The sequence below is a fragment of the Pseudomonas sp. PDM31 genome (assembly GCF_019218965.1).
In the GTDB taxonomy this organism is placed as follows: domain Bacteria; phylum Pseudomonadota; class Gammaproteobacteria; order Pseudomonadales; family Pseudomonadaceae; genus Aquipseudomonas.
The window spans coordinates 195388-212875 of sequence record NZ_JAHUWS010000001.1; the positions used below are offsets into that span (position 1 = coordinate 195388).

14 protein-coding genes are annotated in these 17488 nt (G+C 57.9%); 9 read left to right on the forward strand and 5 right to left on the reverse strand.

The window, feature by feature from the left end:
• Positions 1-19 precede the first annotated feature (19 nt).
• Together KW839_RS00785 and KW839_RS00790 are read right to left on the reverse strand one after the other, a co-directional pair.
• A complete protein-coding gene (locus KW839_RS00785; RefSeq protein ID WP_218423081.1) occupies positions 20-1177 on the reverse strand; it encodes a two-component system response regulator in 1158 nt (385 codons plus the stop codon).
• 129 nt (positions 1178-1306) lie between these two features.
• Entirely contained in the window at positions 1307-2083 is a 777-nt protein-coding gene (locus tag KW839_RS00790; protein ID WP_060542151.1) for a ParA family protein, read from the reverse strand.
• 544 nt (positions 2084-2627) lie between these two features.
• Between KW839_RS00790 and KW839_RS00795 the strand changes: the two genes are divergently transcribed.
• The 9 genes from KW839_RS00795 to KW839_RS00835 all read left to right on the forward strand — a co-directional run bounded on the left by KW839_RS00795 (position 2628) and on the right by KW839_RS00835 (position 12289).
• The gene (locus KW839_RS00795; RefSeq protein ID WP_060542152.1) at positions 2628-3437 is read left to right on the forward strand and encodes a glycosyltransferase family 2 protein; all 810 of its coding nucleotides are present in this window, start codon (positions 2628-2630) and stop codon (positions 3435-3437) included.
• 82 nt (positions 3438-3519) lie between these two features.
• Positions 3520-4323, forward strand: coding sequence for a 2OG-Fe(II) oxygenase (locus tag KW839_RS00800; RefSeq protein ID WP_060542153.1), 804 nt, complete (start codon positions 3520-3522; stop codon positions 4321-4323).
• A gap of 196 nt (positions 4324-4519) precedes the next feature.
• The gene (locus KW839_RS00805; RefSeq protein ID WP_060542154.1) at positions 4520-4867 is read left to right on the forward strand and encodes a metalloregulator ArsR/SmtB family transcription factor; all 348 of its coding nucleotides are present in this window, start codon (positions 4520-4522) and stop codon (positions 4865-4867) included.
• A 23-nt stretch (positions 4868-4890) separates the two neighbouring features.
• On the forward strand, positions 4891-6174 hold the full coding sequence (locus KW839_RS00810; protein ID WP_060542155.1) for an arsenic transporter: 1284 nt from the start codon (positions 4891-4893) through the stop codon (positions 6172-6174).
• Positions 6175-6201: 27 nt separating this feature from the next.
• Positions 6202-6672, forward strand: coding sequence for an arsenate reductase ArsC (locus KW839_RS00815; RefSeq protein WP_218423082.1), 471 nt, complete (start codon positions 6202-6204; stop codon positions 6670-6672).
• Between the two features lie 12 nt (positions 6673-6684).
• Positions 6685-7386 (forward strand): arsenical resistance protein ArsH, encoded by a 702-nt coding sequence (gene arsH / locus KW839_RS00820; RefSeq protein ID WP_218423083.1) that lies wholly within the window; start codon positions 6685-6687, stop codon positions 7384-7386.
• 226 nt (positions 7387-7612) lie between these two features.
• Entirely contained in the window at positions 7613-9796 is a 2184-nt protein-coding gene (speF, locus tag KW839_RS00825; RefSeq protein ID WP_218423084.1) for an ornithine decarboxylase SpeF, read from the forward strand.
• Between the two features lie 198 nt (positions 9797-9994).
• Entirely contained in the window at positions 9995-11335 is a 1341-nt protein-coding gene (potE, locus tag KW839_RS00830) for a putrescine-ornithine antiporter (protein ID WP_060542159.1), read from the forward strand.
• 48 nt (positions 11336-11383) lie between these two features.
• On the forward strand, positions 11384-12289 hold the full coding sequence (locus tag KW839_RS00835) for an amino acid ABC transporter substrate-binding protein (RefSeq protein ID WP_218423085.1): 906 nt from the start codon (positions 11384-11386) through the stop codon (positions 12287-12289).
• A gap of 140 nt (positions 12290-12429) precedes the next feature.
• Here the strand turns inward: KW839_RS00835 and KW839_RS00840 are convergent, their stop codons facing one another.
• From KW839_RS00840 to KW839_RS00850, 3 genes are all read right to left on the reverse strand, one after another.
• Positions 12430-12693, reverse strand: coding sequence for a hypothetical protein (locus KW839_RS00840; RefSeq protein WP_060542161.1), 264 nt, complete (start codon positions 12691-12693; stop codon positions 12430-12432).
• Between the two features lie 183 nt (positions 12694-12876).
• A complete protein-coding gene (locus KW839_RS00845; RefSeq protein WP_218423086.1) occupies positions 12877-14424 on the reverse strand; it encodes a phospholipase D family protein in 1548 nt (515 codons plus the stop codon).
• Between the two features lie 82 nt (positions 14425-14506).
• Entirely contained in the window at positions 14507-17413 is a 2907-nt protein-coding gene (locus KW839_RS00850; protein ID WP_218423087.1) for an EAL domain-containing protein, read from the reverse strand.
• Positions 17414-17488: the final 75 nt, after the last annotated feature.

A 17488-nucleotide genomic window follows, 5' to 3' on the forward strand; every position in this document is an offset into this window, starting at 1 on the left:
GGAGCTCGCAGGAGCGGGTTCAGGGCTTCTGACCGAGACGTTCCTGGGCAACCAGCTTGTCGGCCATGTCCTGATCGGTATCGGCGAAACGCAAGGCAATGGCCTGGAACTGTTCAACACAGGACAGGAAGGCATCGCAGACGTCCGGATCGAAGTGCGTACCCCGCCCCTGACGAATAATCTCGACGGCTTGCGCATGGGGCATCCCGGCTTTATAGACCCGTCGGCTGATCAGCGCGTCATAGACATCGGCTACCGCCATCAACCGGGCGCTGATGGGAATGTCGTCGCCAGCCAGCCCTTGGGGATAGCCGCTGCCGTCCCATTTTTCCTGGTGACTGTAGGCAATCTCCTTGGCCAGGTTGAGAAAGTCGGCGCGAAAACCAAGCCGGTCCTCGGCAAGCTGGATGGCGTCACGCCCCAGGGTCGTATGGGTTTTCATGATCTCGAACTCTTGCTCGGTGTAACGACCTGGCTTGAGGAGGATATGGTCGGGAATGCCGACCTTGCCAATATCGTGCAGCGGTGCCGACTTGAATAGCGACTCGATCGTCTGCTCGTTGAGAAAGTGACTGAATCGTGGATGATCAAGCAGGTATTGCGCCAGAACCTTTATGTAGTGCTGGGTCCGGCGGATATGGTTGCCCGTTTCGTTATCGCGAGTCTCCGCCAGGGAAGCCATGGCCTGAATGGCTACGTCCTGGATCGCCGTCACCTCGCGCGTGCGACGCTCGACCTCCTGCTCCAGATAGTCGTTGTGATCGCGCAGGAAGTCTTTGGCAGCCTTGAGCTTGAGCTGGGTGTCGACCCGCGCCAGAACCAGCGCCGGCCTGATGGGTTTGGTGATGTAGTCGACAGCCCCCAGTTCCAGGCCATGGATCTCATCTTCGGTTCCGGCCAGCGCTGTCAGAAAGATGATAGGAATGTCGCGGGTTCGTGGATCGCGCTTGATCTGTTCTGCCACTTCATGGCCGGACAAACCGGGCATCATCACGTCAAGCAGAATCAAGTCCGGCAGTGCGTCGCCCTGCAGTATTCGCAGGGCCTTTTCTCCGCTATTGGCGGCCTTGACCCGATAGTGATCTTTGAGCAGATCAGTCATCAGCATCAGGTTATCGGGCGTGTCATCGACCACCAGCAGGGTCGGCGCACTGTAATGACTCTGTTCGACACTCATGGCGGGTGGCTCCCTTGCCAGACATTGACATCCCAAGGCGACATTCCACCCCAGCGCAGGAAAGTTTAGCTGTTGTTTTCCTGAACTGCATAGCCGGCGTCAAATCGGAAGAACTTACATTGAGCCCGGCTAATGACTGGCCCCTTCCAGCGCTGAAAACAGGCTTACGTATTGCAGCGTAAGCTTATGACGTGGTGCCAGATGGATCATCGGCACCGAGGCTTCATGGGATTCACGCATTTTGACTGTGCTGCTCAAATAATCCGGCAACACTGGCAAGCCTTCGGCCACCAACTCGTTGATCAGCATCTGGTGCAAGTTGGCACGCGCCACAAATTGATTGACCACCACGCCCTCCACAACCAGGGACTCATTGTGGTCGGCCTGTAGCTCGGCCACTTGCGCGATGACCTTGTAGAGCGCCTGCCGGGAAAAGCTGTCGCAATCGAACGGAATCAACACCCGCTCGGCGGCGATCAGCGCACTGATCGTATAAAAATTCAGGCACGGCGGCGTATCGATGTAAATGCGTTCGTAATCCTCGGAAAGTTCTACCAGCAAACGACGAAGCTTATTGATCTTGAACCGGGACTCGAGCCTGGTCTGCAGGTCAGCCAGCTCGCGGTGAGCCGTGACCAGATGCAGATTGTCGTAGCGGGTTTGGGTGATGGCCACGCGGTTCCTTTTACTGGCCGGGCCGCTGGAGAGGGTTTGTTTGAAGAAATCGACGATCCCCATGGGAATATCATCACCGGCCAGCCCTGTCAGGTAGCAGGTCGAGTTGGCCTGGGGATCGAGATCCACCAGTAGCGTCCTGTAGCCTTCGGCAGCACTCACGGCAGCGAGATTGCAGGCGATGCTTGACTTGCCAACACCCCCTTTCAGATTGAACACGGCTCGACGCATGGACGGGTGACCTTTTAGAAAACCTCTCTGGATCATAAGAATGAAATATTTCAGTAATATTTCTGAGCGACTATTTATTTCACTTTTAAGACAGTCGTTGCCAGGCCTGACTGCGCCACTCGACAGCCACTGACAAGCACAACGTTGCATTTTCAGGATTGGCCAGGCGGCCGAGCCAATCAGGGAAAAATCAGAAGAAGGCGCGCTGTGCGGCAGGCAGCAATCGGCTAATGGCAGGCTCTACCTGCGATGGGTTCGTACTTCAGAACTGAATCTCATGCAACCACACCGCTGCCTGATCAGTCTGAAAATGAAAAAATTGCTACATGGATATTTACCTAACGAGTGGACTCTAATACGATGAAGTCCGCGTCTATTGCTCGCCATCAGGCCTGTCTAAGCCATGATCATTCAGTGTATGAGAAGCAAGCTGCAAACAGGGCTTTATAGTTGTCAAGAAACCCATGTATACATACAAACGAAAACTGGACACAGGATCAATCATCTCTACATCTAACTATAATATTACTGAGTGCCCTGAACGATGAACAACACCAGTTTTGCGACTAAAAGCCCTGAAACTTTCAGCGTTGTAATAGTTAATTACAAAACAGCGGAAATCACCAAGATCTGCCTGGATCTGTTGCACCAGCATCTGTCCAGCGACAACGTGCCGATATGGGTAGTGGATAACTACTCCGCCGATGAAAGCACTGAATACCTGCGGACACTCGACTGGATCAATTTGATAGAGCGTTCTGTTTCCGAACCGGAGGCAGGTCATATCGCCCATGGCAAGGCACTGGACATGGTGCTGCAGCGAGTTGAAACTGATTATTTATTTTTGATGCACACGGACACATTTGTTTTTGATAAGAATATCTTTTCGCTGATGTTGAACAAGTGCATCAAGAACCGCAACGTCGTAGCCGTCGGCTGTGTCGAACAACTAAACCGTGGAACCGTGCGAACATTCTGGCGGTTTAGCTCACGTTTGTTCAAGCATCACTTCAGGCGTTTGAAAATTTCCATGGGGCTAAAATCCAGAGAGCCAAAGCCCTATAAAGAAGTCTATCTGAAGAGCTTCTGCACACTGTGGAACTGCAAGCTCATCAAGCAACACGGCATGCACTTCTCGATGGATGATCGTGTTCCCGGCTATACCCTCCAGGACCGCATGACCGAGCTTGGCTATGTTGTCGAGATGTTATCGCCACGTAAAATATTCAGCTATCTCGATCATATCCAGGCCGGAACTGTCGCAGCGACGGGCGGCTATGAGACCACCCACAGACGAACCAAAATGTACAACAACATTCTTAAACGCCTGAACAAGGATGCCGGCAAGGCTTAAGCTGAGCAGGCATGCACGAGCCGTGCTGCCAGCCCTGCTGCGAGGCATCCACAGGTTTTTACATTAAGTTATTGGAGCGGTAATGGCACCCATCACTCAAGCACTACCTATCACCTTGTCTGCGGAGCTTGATTTCGACCAGAACGCGGCCAGCGACTTTGGGCACTCCTTGACCAGTCACTATGTTCAGGCCGAGCCATTTCCGCACATCGTCATCGATAACTTCTTGCACGAAGAGCTGATTGCAGCGATCTGCTCACACTTCCCGGCCGAGCCAACAAACAACGAAATGCTCTATGAGCGCGGCTATAAGGGTCAGCTTAAACGTCAAATCAGCCCCAACGAATGTCCGCCTTTTCTGAAAACTGTTTTTAACGCATTCAACTCGGCGCCGATGCTGCAGTTTCTTGAAAAGCTCACCGGCATCGAAGGTTTGATACCTGACCCCTATTTCACCGGTGGCGGTCTGCATGAAACCAAAAGTGGTGGTTTCCTGGGGGTGCACTCGGACTTCCGGCTCAACAAAAAGCTTAATGTCGAGCGCAGACTGAATGTCATCATTTATCTGAATGAAAACTGGCAAGAGGAATATGGCGGCAACCTGGAGATCTGGGATATCGGCATGAAGAACTGCGTCAAGAAGATCCTGCCGATTTTCAACCGCTGCGTCATTTTCAATACCGATAAAGATAGCAATCATGGGCACCCGGAGCCTTTGACGACCCCCGAGCACATCACCCGCAGGTCCATCGCGCTGTATTACTACACCGCAGGAACCATGGCGATCGATCCGACCCAAAGAAACAAGACCCACTACAAGCCACGGCCCAAAGACCGTTTCAGCCTCAAGTACTACCTGGGCAAACTACTAAAGAAGAAGAACTGAACGCTATAGCCAGGCGATCGAGTTCGTGCTGTCAGACGTAGGCTGGCAACCCCGGATACGCCTTCCACGCTCGGTCGCCGCTATGCTTTGCAGGCGTTGCTGAGGCGCCGCATTGGGTTGGAAGCTCGCTTTGCGGCTTGCCTTAGACATATGGATATCCGTATATTAGATTATCCATATGTGAAAAACTCACCCCATGATGACCCCTCCCGAAGTTTTCAAGAGCCTGGCCGACGAGACCCGTGCCCGCGCCACCTTGCTGATCGCAGGTCAAGGCGAGCTTTGTGTCTGCGAGCTGATGTGTGCCCTCGATGACAGCCAGCCGAAGATCAGCCGTCATCTTGCCCAGTTACGCAGCATCGGTTTGCTGCTCGATCGTCGTCAGGGGCAGTGGGTTTACTACCGGCTCAATCCGGGCTTGCCGGCCTGGGTACACGAAATCCTTCAGATGACGTTGCAGGCCAATACCGAATGGCTGAAAAACGATGCCTCCCGCCTGCAGAACATGGATGGACGCCCTGTCCGCGATGTTGCCTGCTGTTGAATCCCTGATAGAGAGCACTTTCGATGCTGGTTGCTACTGCAGTCTTCGTCTTCACCCTGATTCTGGTCATCTGGCAACCCAAAGGCCTCGGCGTAGGCTGGAGTGCAACAATCGGCGCGATCATCGCCCTGGCGGTCGGCGCGGTGTCGCTGCAGGACATTCCCACTGTGTGGGCCATTGTCTGGAACGCAACCGCGACTTTTATCGCCGTTATCATAATCAGTCTGTTACTGGATGAAGCCGGCTTCTTCAAATGGGCCGCCCTGCACGTGGCACGCTGGGCCAATGGCAGCGGCTACCGATTGTTTGCGTTTTGCGTGCTGCTGGGCGCCGCTGTATCGGCGTTGTTTGCCAACGATGGCGCGGCGCTGATTCTCACGCCCATCGTCATGTCCATGTTGCTGGCCCTGCGCTTCTCGCCCGCCGCAACACTGGCCTTCGTGATGGCCGCTGGCTTTATCGCCGACACCGCCAGCCTGCCGCTGGTGGTGTCCAATCTGGTGAACATCGTGTCGGCCGATTACTTCGGGCTGGGTTTCGCCGAGTACGCCTCCGTCATGGTGCCGGTAAACCTGGCCAGTGTGGTTGCTACCTTGCTGGTGCTGTTTGTGTATTTCCGGCGAGATTTGCCCCCGCGCTATCGCGTCGATGCACTACCGGAACCTGCGGCGGCCATTCACGACCGCGCTACTTTTGTGGTTGGCTGGTGGACGTTGCTCGTCCTGCTGGTCGGCCTTTTCGCCCTGGAACCACTGGGCATTCCCATCAGTGCGGTAGCGGCGGCCTGTGCGGCAACCCTTTTCGCGGTGGCTGCCAGAGGGCACAGGATCTCCACGCGGCGGGTGTTGCGCGAAGCCCCCTGGCAGGTCGTGGTCTTCTCCCTGGGCATGTACCTGGTGGTATACGGTCTGAAGAACGCCGGGCTGACGGACTTGCTCACCCAGGTGCTCGACTTTCTGGCTGGACAGGGTCTGTGGGTTACCGCCATGGGTACCGGATTGCTGTCCGCGTTGCTGTCTTCGGTGATGAACAACATGCCCAGCGTGTTGATCGGAGCACTGTCTATCCAGGCCAGCGGCGCCGAAGGACTGATCCGCGAGGCCATGATCTACGCCAACGTCATCGGTTGCGACCTGGGCCCGAAGATCACCCCCATTGGCAGCCTTGCCACCCTGCTCTGGCTGCATGTACTGGAGCGCAAGGGCATGCGCATCACCTGGGGTTACTACTTCAAGGTCGGCATCCTGCTGACTCTTCCGGTTCTGTTGATCACCCTCTCGGCCCTGGCACTGCGCCTGAGCCTTTGATGTCGCCCGTAGCGGCAGGAGAAACCCATGCGAGTCCTGTTCATGTGCACGGCCAACAGCTGCCGCAGCATCCTTTCAGAAGCCATGTTCAATCACCTGGCGCCCGAAGGATTCGAAGCGGTCAGCTCCGGCAGTTTTCCCAGAGGCCAGGTGCTGCCGCGCAGTCTTGCCACCCTGAAGCAGGCCGGCATCAGCATCCAGGGCTTGAGCAGCAAGGGCAATGACGCTTTCGAGGACAATCCCCCGGATATCGTCATTACCGTGTGCGACAAGGCAGCGGGCGAATCCTGCCCGGTGTATTTCGGCCCGGCGCTGAAATCCCATTGGGGGCTGGAGGATCCATCCGACGTGACGGGTGATGATGCGCTGGTCGACGCCGCCTTCCGCACCACACTGGCGCACATCGAGCAACGCTGCATAGCCTTTCTCGCCCTGCCCTTCAAAAACCTCAGCCGCGACGAACTGATGCGTGAGCTGGATCGAATCGGCTCTCTTTGAGCAAGAGGACATATGTCAGACCACCTTCCCAACCTTGATCCAACGCTGTTCGATGACACGCAGGTCCCACAACACCCCGATGACAAAAAGCCGCGCATCCTGCTGCTGTACGGGTCGACTCGCGAGCGTTCGTTCAGTCGTCTGCTGGTCGAAGAGGCTGCTCGTCTGCTGCAGCACTTTGGTGCACAGACGCGCATCTTCAATCCGTCCGGATTGCCATTGCCCGATGATGTTCCGATAGACCATCCCAAGGTGCAGGAGCTCCGCGAGCTGGTCATGTGGTCAGAAGGTCAGGTCTGGTGCTCGCCGGAACGGCATGGCGCGATGTCGGCGGTGTTCAAGGCGCAGATCGACTGGATTCCGCTGGAGCTCGGCGCCGTTCGCCCCACTCAGGGCAAGACACTGGCAGTGATGCAAGTCTGTGGCGGCTCGCAGTCGTTCAATGTGGTCAACCAGCTCCGTGTGCTGGGACGCTGGATGCGGATGTTTACCATCCCCAACCAGTCCTCGGTACCCAAGGCCTTCACCGAGTTCGACGACGCGGGCCGAATGAAGCCGTCGGCGTACTACGACCGTGTGGTCGACGTGATGGAAGAACTGGTGAAGTTCACCGTGCTGCTGCGCGACCGCCAGGAATTTCTGGTAGATCGCTACTCGGAGCGCAAAGAGACTGCCGAGCAACTGATGGCGCGCGTAAACCAGCGGTCAATCTGAGACTGCCCTGGTCCGATGTAATCAACCAAGGTCATGGACTTAAAGTGCGATAAGGCGAGCGACTGCAGAATCGTTTCAAGATAATACGAAAAAACCTCACCAATTAGTTCATCGTCTCAAAAATAGACTATACCGAAAGGGCAATCAGTTCTGACTGTGAAGCTAGCGCCCTTGCAGGCGCTTGTCCCCGTAACTCAACGTCAAGACAGACGGAGAGACTCTGGTTATGAGTGCTTTGAAAATCGCTGCCGGTGATACCGTACGAGACTGCTTCCGTACTTCCCGCCCTATCGTTGCCCTGGGCCATACCGACTTTACCAATGTCGCCGCTGCGGTACTTACAGTGGACGATGTCATGGGTGGCGTGCTGGATGCCATCAAGCGCACAGGCTTCGATATCCCGCTGTTTCTGGTGATACCCAGAGATGGTGGCAACCGAGCGCTGGAGGTCTATAAACGGCTGCATGAGGTGATCCTGCTGGTCAATGGCGTGTTCGACCTCGACGAACATAACGCCGAGTACTACGGCAACCAGCTCGAGACCGCCGCCAGGCAATATGAAGAGTGTTTGCTGCCACCCTTCTTCGATGCCCTAAAGCACTACACCGAGGCCGCCAATGCGACCTTCGCCTGCCCGGGCCACCAAGGCGGCCAGTTCTTTCGCAAGCACCCCGCCGGCCGCCAGTTTTTCGATTTCTTCGGCGAAACCCTGTTCCGCGCCGACATGTGCAATGCCGACGTCAAACTCGGTGACTTGCTGATCCACGAAGGCCCTGCCCTGCTGGCGCAAAAACATGCCGCCCAGGTGTTCAATGCCGACAAGACCTATTTCGTGCTCAATGGCACATCGGCTTCGAACAAGGTGGTGACCAACGCCCTGCTGACCCCTGGCGACCTTGTGCTGTTCGACCGCAACAACCACAAATCCAACCACCAGGGCGCACTGATCCAGGCCGGAGCGACGCCGGTTTATCTGGAAACCGCGCGCAACCCCTACGGGTTCATTGGCGGCATCGATGCCCACTGCTTTGAAGAGGACTATTTGCGCGACCTGATCAATGAGGTCGCCCCGGACAAGGCGCAGCTGCCACGCCCATTCCGCCTGGCCATCATCCAGCTGGGCACCTATGACGGCACGATCTACAACGCGCGCCAGGTGGTGGACCGCATCGGCAAGCTGTGTGACTACATCCTGTTCGACTCGGCGTGGGTGGGCTATGAGCAGTTCATCCCGATGATGAAGGATTGCTCGCCCATGCTGCTTGACCTGGGCCCGGACGACCCCGGAATTTTCGTCACCCAATCGGTACACAAACAACAGGCCGGCTTCTCCCAGGCCTCACAGGTCCACAAGAAAGATCGCCACATCAAGGGCCAGTCTCGCTACTGCAATCACGCACGGCTGAACAACGCCTTCATGGCCCAGGCCTCCACCAGCCCTTTCTATCCGCTGTTCGCTTCACTGGACGTCAATGCACGCATCCATGCCGGACGCAGTGGTTTGCGCCTGTGGGAAGATTGCGTGAAGTTCGGCATCAACGCGCGCAAGTTGATTCTCGAAGCCTGCACCCTGGTCCGCCCATTCGTGCCGGAAACCATCGATGGGCGTCTATGGCAGGACCACCCGACCGATGATATCGCCAGCGATATTCGCTTCTTCGAGTTCCACCCCAAGGATCGCTGGCATGCCTTTCCAGGCTATGCCGACAAGCAATACTTCATCGACCCCTGCAAGCTGCTGTTTACCACCCCCGGCATCGATCCGATCGATGGCAGCTACACCGACTTCGGCATCCACGCCGGCATCCTGGCCAACTTCCTGCGCCAGAACGGCATAGTCCCCGAGAAGTGCGACCTCAATTCGATTCTGTTCCTGCTCACGCCAGCCGAAGACTGGGCAAAGATGAGCCATCTGGCCGCGCAACTGGCCCGTTTCGAACAGTTCCTCAGCGACAACGCCCCCATGAGCCGTGTGTTGCCGGCCATCTATGCGCGCTACGAGGATCGCTACCGCGACTACACCATCCGCCAGCTCTGCCAGGAAATGCACGACCTCTACCGCAGCCATAACGTGCAGCAATTGCAGAAGGACATGTTCCGCAAGGAACACTTCCCGAAAAAAGCCATGAACCCGCAGCAAGCACAGATCGAATTTATCCGCGGCAATGTCGAGCTGGTGGCGCTGGCCGATGCCGACGGCCGCATCGCCGCCGAAGGGGCGCTGCCTTATCCGCCCGGCGTTTTGTGCGTGGTGCCGGGGGAAATCTGGGGTGGCGCGGTGCTCAAGTATTTCCTGGCACTGGAAGAAGGCATCAACGCCTTGCCCGGATTTACCCCGGAACTTCAAGGCGTGTACCTCAAAGAGCAAGGAGGACGGATTCGTGCCTACGGATACGTACTCAAGACCTGACCCTTAGCCTGCCCAAAGGAGAATCGTTGTTCCGGATTCATGCGCTTCAAACACGGCGTCGAGATGGAAGGCAAAAAACCAGTAGCCGCCAACGTACAACGTCTATCTGAACAAGCATCAAGGCTAGCCCCGGCCTGGCGATCAGTAGCAACACGCCAGGCCGAGGGCCAATAACCTGAACAGGGCAAGGAGTTTGCGATGGCAGATTCAAGCAAGAAAATGGGTCTGATGGGGCTCACGACGCTGGTGACGGTCAACATGATGGGCTCAGGCATCATCATGTTGCCCACAAACATGGCGCAACTGGGTGCGGTTTCGCTGTTGTCGTGGATTTTCACGGCAATCGGTTCCATGGCGATTGCCTACTGCTTCGCTCAATGCGGCGTGTTCTGTTCGCGTTCCGGTGGCTTGTCTGCCTACACGGAAGAAGCTCATGCCAAGTCGGGGTTCTTCCTCTGTTCGTACCTGTACTTTCTCTCGCTGGCCATCGCCAACGTGGCCGTGGCCATCTCGGCGGTGGGCTACATGACCGCGTTCGTACCCTGGTTGGGCACCGGCGCCATCCCGCTGTGCATTGGCACAATAGGTTTGATCTGGGTGACCACCTTTGCCAACTTCGGTGGCCCCAACATCACCGGCAAGATTGGCGCTTTCACGGTGTGGGGCGTGATCATTCCGGTAGCGGGCCTGAGCATCATCGGCTGGTTCTGGTTTGACTCCAGTGTCCTGGCTGCCGCCTGGAACCCGAACAGCCTGCCAATCTCCGAAGCCATCTCCAAGGCCATCCCCCTGACCCTTTGGGCCTTCCTGGGCATGGAGTCGGCGGCACAGGCGACCGATGCCGTGGAAAACCCAAAACGCAACGTGCCGCTGGCGTGTCTGTTCGGTACCCTGGGTGCGGCGGTGGTGTACGTCCTGTCTACCACCGTCATCCAGGGCATCATCCCCAACGAAGAACTGGCCAACTCCTCGGCGCCTTTTGCGCTGGTCTACGCCAAGATATTCAGCCCCATGGTGGGCAACATCGTGATGGCCCTGGCGGTCATGGCCTGTGTCGGCTCGTTGCTGGGCTGGCAGTTCACCCTGGCCCAGACCGCCAAGATGACCGCTGACCAGAACCTGTTCCTCAAGCTGTTCAGCAAGGTCAACTCCATGAACGCGCCCGTGGTCGGCATGATCGTGTGTGGCGTGTTGCAGACCGCCATGGCGCTGTCGACCATCTCGCCTGACGCGGCGGCGCAATTCAGCAAGCTGGTGAGCCTGGCGGCCGTGACCAACCTCATTCCTTACCTGACTGCACTCACCGGCTTGCTGGTGATCATGCACAAGGCTGGCGTCGCGCCCGGGGTGTACACGCGCAACGTGGTGGTGTTGCTGATTGCGGTAACTTACTCGCTGTACGCCCTGTATGCCTGCGGCAAGGATGCGGTGATGGGGGGCACCCTGGTGCTCGCCTTCGGCTACCTGCTCTATGGCTTCCTCGCCAAGCGTTTCGTTGACGCACCAGACGCTAGCCAAGCCAGGACCGGCAATGTTTAGGCATGCCAGACGGGACTGCACAGACATCTGTAAACGGGGAAACAGGACATGAACGCACCTTTTGCAAAAACCACCCGCTTGTTGCTAACCCTGATGTTCGCCGCGCTACCGATGGTGGCCGGCGCCAACACCCTGGAGCGCATACGCACCAGCAATACCTTTAACCTTGGCTACGTGCCGGACCTGGCGCCGTTCAGTGTCCAGGAAGGCGACAAGGCCAGCGGTTATGCCATCGATCTGTGCCTGAAGATCGCCGACAAACTCAAGAGTGAACTGGACCTGCCCGACCTGCAGGTGCACTACCTGCCCGTCACGGTGGCCGACGAGACCAGCGCGGTCAAACTGGGCAAGGTCGACATCCTCTGCACGCCGACCGCGCCTACCCTTGAGCGACGCAAGTCGGTCAGTTACTCGATCCCGGTGTACACCGCCGGGCTTTCGGTCCTGGTGCGCAAGGACGCCGCCGAACCATTGCTCAACGTACTCAACGGGCAGGTGGCCTACAGCGGTCCGACCTGGCGGGCTACGGTCAATCGCGGGCTCGCCAACAAGACCTTCAGTTCCATCGAGGGTGGTGTGACCGAAGACTGGATTCGCGTTCACATGCGCTTGCTCAACGTCATCGCTTCACTGGTGACTGTGCCCAGTGTTGAAGAAGGTGCAAGGCTGGTGGCCGAGCACAAGGCCGATGCCTTCTTCGCCGAACGCATACTGCTGAAGAACCAGGTGGCCAAAGGCGGCACCAACGATGACCTGATGGTCCTGGACCGCATCTTCGAGTACTCGCCGGTGGCCATGATCGTCGATCGCAATGACGAAGACTTTCGCCTGCTGGTCGATACGGCACTGAGCGAGGCTTATCGCCTCGGCTCCGTCGAGCAAGGCTACGACAAGTATCTGGGAGGAATCAGCGAGCCGCTCAGAAGACTGTTCCGGGTGTATGCCCTGCCCTGAGATCCATGATCCAGAGGTCACTTGCGGACCGCATCCGGACTCTTCTCTCCATGGGCAAGAGTCCGGATGGCAGCAAGCCGTGGCAATCATCGCTAGCGCTTGAGCCCCGGCAGCCAGGTGCAACCGGGGATCACTGACTGTCAGTATTTGATATCCCGAGCCGTATCGCGGTTGTCCTGCTTGGTGTCGCGCTTGTCCTGGCGGCAGTCGTTTCGGCTCTTTTCATCACCCTCTTTGCATTCTTCCTTGACCTCCCTGGCGGCATCGCGCCCTTCCTGCTTGGTATCGCGCGATTCCTGTCGTTGATCGGCCTGGTCGGTCGCGTAGGCCGGCAGCGATACCCCGTACACCCCAGCCGTGATGGCCAGTGTCGCCAGTGCAGTCATGTAAAGGCTGCGCATCATGATTTACTCCTGTTCAAGTGTACTCAATCACTCGATGTCCCCGTTCAATCGCACGAAACCCAAAACGATCATCCTGGGGGTGAGCTTTAACGATAGACGATGTAGGCCTCCCCACAAGGCCGGCAAGGTCGGGGGCCGTTGTGCTGGCTGACTGCCCGATGACCTGCAGGCGCAGGCCTGGATCTAGAGCATTTTCTCCAGGCCGACCTTGTCGCTGAGCCAGGCCTTGAAGCTGCGCCATTTGCCGCCGGGCTCCTTGTGCAAGGTATGCAGGCGCCCATCGTCTTCGGCGATCCAGACGATTTCGCCGTTTTCCAGGCGAGCCTGGTAACTCACGGACGGGTCCATGCCTTCCAGCGCCAGATCGCGCATGTAGCCGGCCAGTTCAGGGCTGTCGACCAGCACGCCGACTTCGGTGTTCCACAGTACCGAACGCGGGTCGAAATTGAAGGAGCCGATAAACACCTTCTGCTTGTCCAGGATCATGGCCTTGGTGTGCAGGCTGGAGTCCGAACCACCACTGAAGCCACGGGAAGAACCTCCGCTGGGGTCGTCCGGCTGCAGGCGCAACTCATAGAGCTTCACGCCATGTTCGAGCAAGGTCTTGCGATTCGGCGCATAGCCACCATGCACCGCCGGAACATCGGTGGCTTCCAGCGAGTTGGTCAACAGGCGCACATCGACGCCGGCATCGGCACGACCGGTGAGGTAACGCAAACCCTGCTGTTGCGGGACGAAATAGGCCGAGATCAGGATCAGGTCCTTGTTGACGCGATCAAGCTCCGGTCGCAGCTGCGTAGCCATCAACAGCGCACGGGCCGGTTCGCCGTCGGCCAGTACCTTGCTAGGGGCATCCCACATCGCCTTGCCATGGGCCCAGATCAATTCCTTGCGCCACTTCTCGAGCTGGGGTTTTGTGCGGTAGGTCATGAGATGGTTATACAGAGCCTGGTTCTCGATACGCGTGGACTGCAGCGATTGTTCCAGGCGCTGGCGGCTCTGTTGCAAGTCTTCGGCGGTTGGCTTGTTGAGCACGAAATCACTGATCTGCTGGCTCAGGGCGCTGTTCCAGTACTGATCGAAGCTGTGGCCCAACTGCTGCGCGACCGGACCTATGCACAGCAGGTCCATGTCGGTGAAGTTGCGATCGGGCTTGGCGTCGAAGTATTCGTCTCCCAGGTTGCGACCGCCAATGATGGCTGCGCTGTTGTCCGCCAGCCACAGCTTGTTGTGCATGCGCCGGTGCTGCTGGGAGAGGTTCAGCAGACGGCCCATGGTTCGGGTCGCGATGGTGCTGCGCCCCAGATGCAAGGGGTTGAAGACACGCACCTGGATGTTGGGGTGCACGGCCAGCGTCGCGATGACCTCTTCCTGACCGTCGCTGGCCGTGTCATCGAGCAGCATGCGGATCCTTACACCGCGATCGGCCGCCAGCAGCAACTCACGTACCAGTGCCCGGGTACTGAGGCCGTTATGTACGATGTAGTACTGCAGATCGATGCTTTTCTGCGCATTGCGGATCAACTCGGCGCGCGCGCGGAACGCTTCACTGCTGTTGGGCAACAGGCGAAAACCCGACCGCCCCTCATGCGGCGCGGCCTGGGCCTGGATCGAGCGCCCGAACGACGAATCGGTGGCGGGAAGCGCCTCGCTATAGTCGTGAGGCAAGCGCGCGGTGGCACAACCGGCGAGCAGCAGTGCGAGCAATATGGCGGGGAAGAACCGGGACATGGGCAAGGGGTTCGACCTGATAGGCACACTTTATTCCAGTAAAGCCCGGTTCAAGCGCAGCGTGTCGATATTTTCCGAAAACTCAACGCTGCCTGGTGACGTCCAGCGTCGTCGCCAACAAAGCCTCCAGCCCCATCGGCTTGGCAAAATAGTAACCCTGGGCCTGCTCTGCGCCCATTTCACGCAGCAATACCAGGGTTGCTTCATCCTCGACACCTTCAGCCACCACGCTGAGGTCCAGGGATTGGGCCATGCGCACAATCGCCCGGACGATCGCGCGACTGCGCGAACTGCTGGTCAGTTCGAAGATGAATGACTTGTCGATCTTCAGACCGTTGAAACGGTACTGATGCACATAGCTCAGGGATGAAAACCCGGTACCGAAGTCATCGAGTACCACCGACATGCCGTTGTCAGCCAATTGCTGCATGGTCAATCGGGCAATGGCCGGCTCCGCCACCAGCGCACCTTCGGTCAATTCCAGGCAAATCCGCGACGGCTCGACCCCGTGCTGGGCCAGGAGTGAAAGCACATCACCGGCGAAATCCGGACGGGTCATGCTGTAGCTGGAGCAGTTGACGTGCACAGGCGGCCAGTTGGCGTGTTCGGGTCGAGCGAGAATTGCGGCAATGCTGGCAAGCATGTACAGGTCCAGTCGACCGATCAGGCGCAAGCCCTCGACATCCGGCAGAAACTCGCCCGGCGCTATTACCCGGCCACCCAGCTGATGCCAGCGGATCAGTGCCTCCAGGGCCAATACTTCGCCGGTTTCGACGCTGACAATCGGCTGGAAATACGGCAGCAGTTCGTCCGTACGCTTGAGCGCGTTGCGCAAGGCCCCTTCCCGCTCGACCTGATCCGAGACTTCCCGGCGCACCTCCTGGTTGAACACCGCATAGCTGTCGCGTCCGGCACTCTTGACCCGGTACATGGCCGCGTCGGCATCGCGCAGCAAGTCGGCCGGTTCCTGATGAAACTGTGTGTCGGCGCTGACGATACCGATACTGCACGAGGAAAAAACTTCGTAGCCATTGATGAAAAACGGCAGGTCGAACGCCACCAGGATCCGCTCGGCGATTTCGATCATCACCTCCAGCGGCGCTTCGGGAGCGAGCACCGAAAACTCATCGCCGCCAAGACGCGCCAGCATGTCGGTATCGCGCAAGCAACCGCGTAAACGGTGGGCGGCCTGCATCAGCAGCAGGTCGCCAAAATGGTGACCAAGGCTGTCGTTGACCATCTTGAAACGGTCGAGGTCGATGAACATCACCGCCAGGTGCCCGCCTTCGCTGCCGAATCGAGACCAGGCGTGATTGAGGCGCTGTTGCAGGTAAGTACGATTGGGCAGCCCGGTCAGCGCATCGTGGGAGTTTTCGTGCTGCAACTTGGCATTGGCGTGATCGAGTTCGCGGGTGCGGCTCTGCACCCGGGCTTCGAGCTTTAGGTTGGCGGCATGAATCGCTTCGGCGGCGGTGCGACGCGACAGCGCCGTGTCAATGTGCCGGGACACGAACGTCAGCAGCTCCTGGTCGCGCAGGGTATAACGTACCTGCGAGGTATAGCTTTGCACCGCCAGCACCCCCCGCACCACATCGCCATCAAACAATGGAATGCCCAGCCAGGAATTGGACCGGACATACTCATCGGCCAGTTCGATTTCACTTTCTGCTGACAATCGCTCTGCTTTTGCGCGATCAATCAGGCAGGGGCGCCGCTGACGGATAACGTACTCGGTCAACCCCCGGCGGCCACGCCGTGCCGCAGGGCAGGTCGTCTGCCGCTCATCGACATAATAGGGGAAGGTCACTTCACCGCTCGCGTCATCGAACAGTGCGATATAGAAGTTGCGCGCGAACAGCAGCTCACCAACGATGCCATGCAAGGTTTGAAACAGCTCGGCCATGTCGCCGGGCTGGCTGGACAGTTCAGCAATCTGGAACAGCGCGCTCTGCAGATGCTCGGCGCGCTCGCGGTCTGTCACTTCCTGCCTCAATGCATTGTTGAGTGCCGAAAGCTCCAGGGTGCGACGTACCACTGTCGCTTCCAGGTCCTCGCGATGCAGAATCCGGTCCAGCGCCATGGCCACGTGGCGAGCCACCACCAGGAACAGCGCGCGGTCTTCGGCACTGTAGGTACGGGAAACGTCGTAGACCTGCATGGCCAACATGCCAAACACCTCATCGGAGGCGTTTTTCAACGGTGCGCCCATCCAGAATTCGGGACGATCACCCACGCAGTAGAAGCGCTGCTGGGCCTGAGCCTCGAGAATCCCGGCGGAGTCGATGAGCAACGGCTGGCCAGAGGTCAACACCTGCCCGGTCAATGACAGGTGCGAAGGGTCAAGGAATTCATAGTGCTGGGACTCGACGGCATCAACGTCGATGATGTCGACGTAGTACGGGTAATCAATCTTGCCGGTGTGGGGGTCGTACAGCGCGAGATAGAAGTTCTCGGCATCGATCAGGCTGGCGAGCAACTGGTGAACCCCCACCAGGAACACCGATCGGTCGCGGGTCGAGCTGGCCAGATAGGTAATTTCGTACAACACACGCTGAGTGATCTGCGCACGGGCAAGGGTATTAGTCTGGACTTCAATGCTCAACTGCCGGGAAAACTCGGCGAGCGCCGGATCTGCAGCATCCTTGAGTGGAGCAAGTAGCCAACCGAGCTCACTTTCGCCCTTGCCGGTGGGCCAGCGGTGCAAGCACCGGCTCTGGCAAAAGGCGTCGAACTCTTCATTGGCAACGCTTGACGGCCACGGCAAACCCGGGTCGCCCTGCCCCACCAGGTTCATTAGCTCACCCGCGCGGTAAACCGCCCACGCGGTGGTAGGGACCCAGTTTCGCGCCGAGTCCAGCAATTGTTCGATCATGCCGCTGTTGCCCGCGTAGGCCATGCCGACAGAATCCGGGTTTACATTGGGTTTAGAGGAAATAACTTCGCGGGAGTTCGTTTGTCGCAGGGAGTCGGTCAATGGAGGAAAACTCATCAGCGCTCCCTGAGCCCAAAATGGCGATGCTTACTTATTCAATGGTGGCGCAATGCCTTCATTCTACCCATTTAA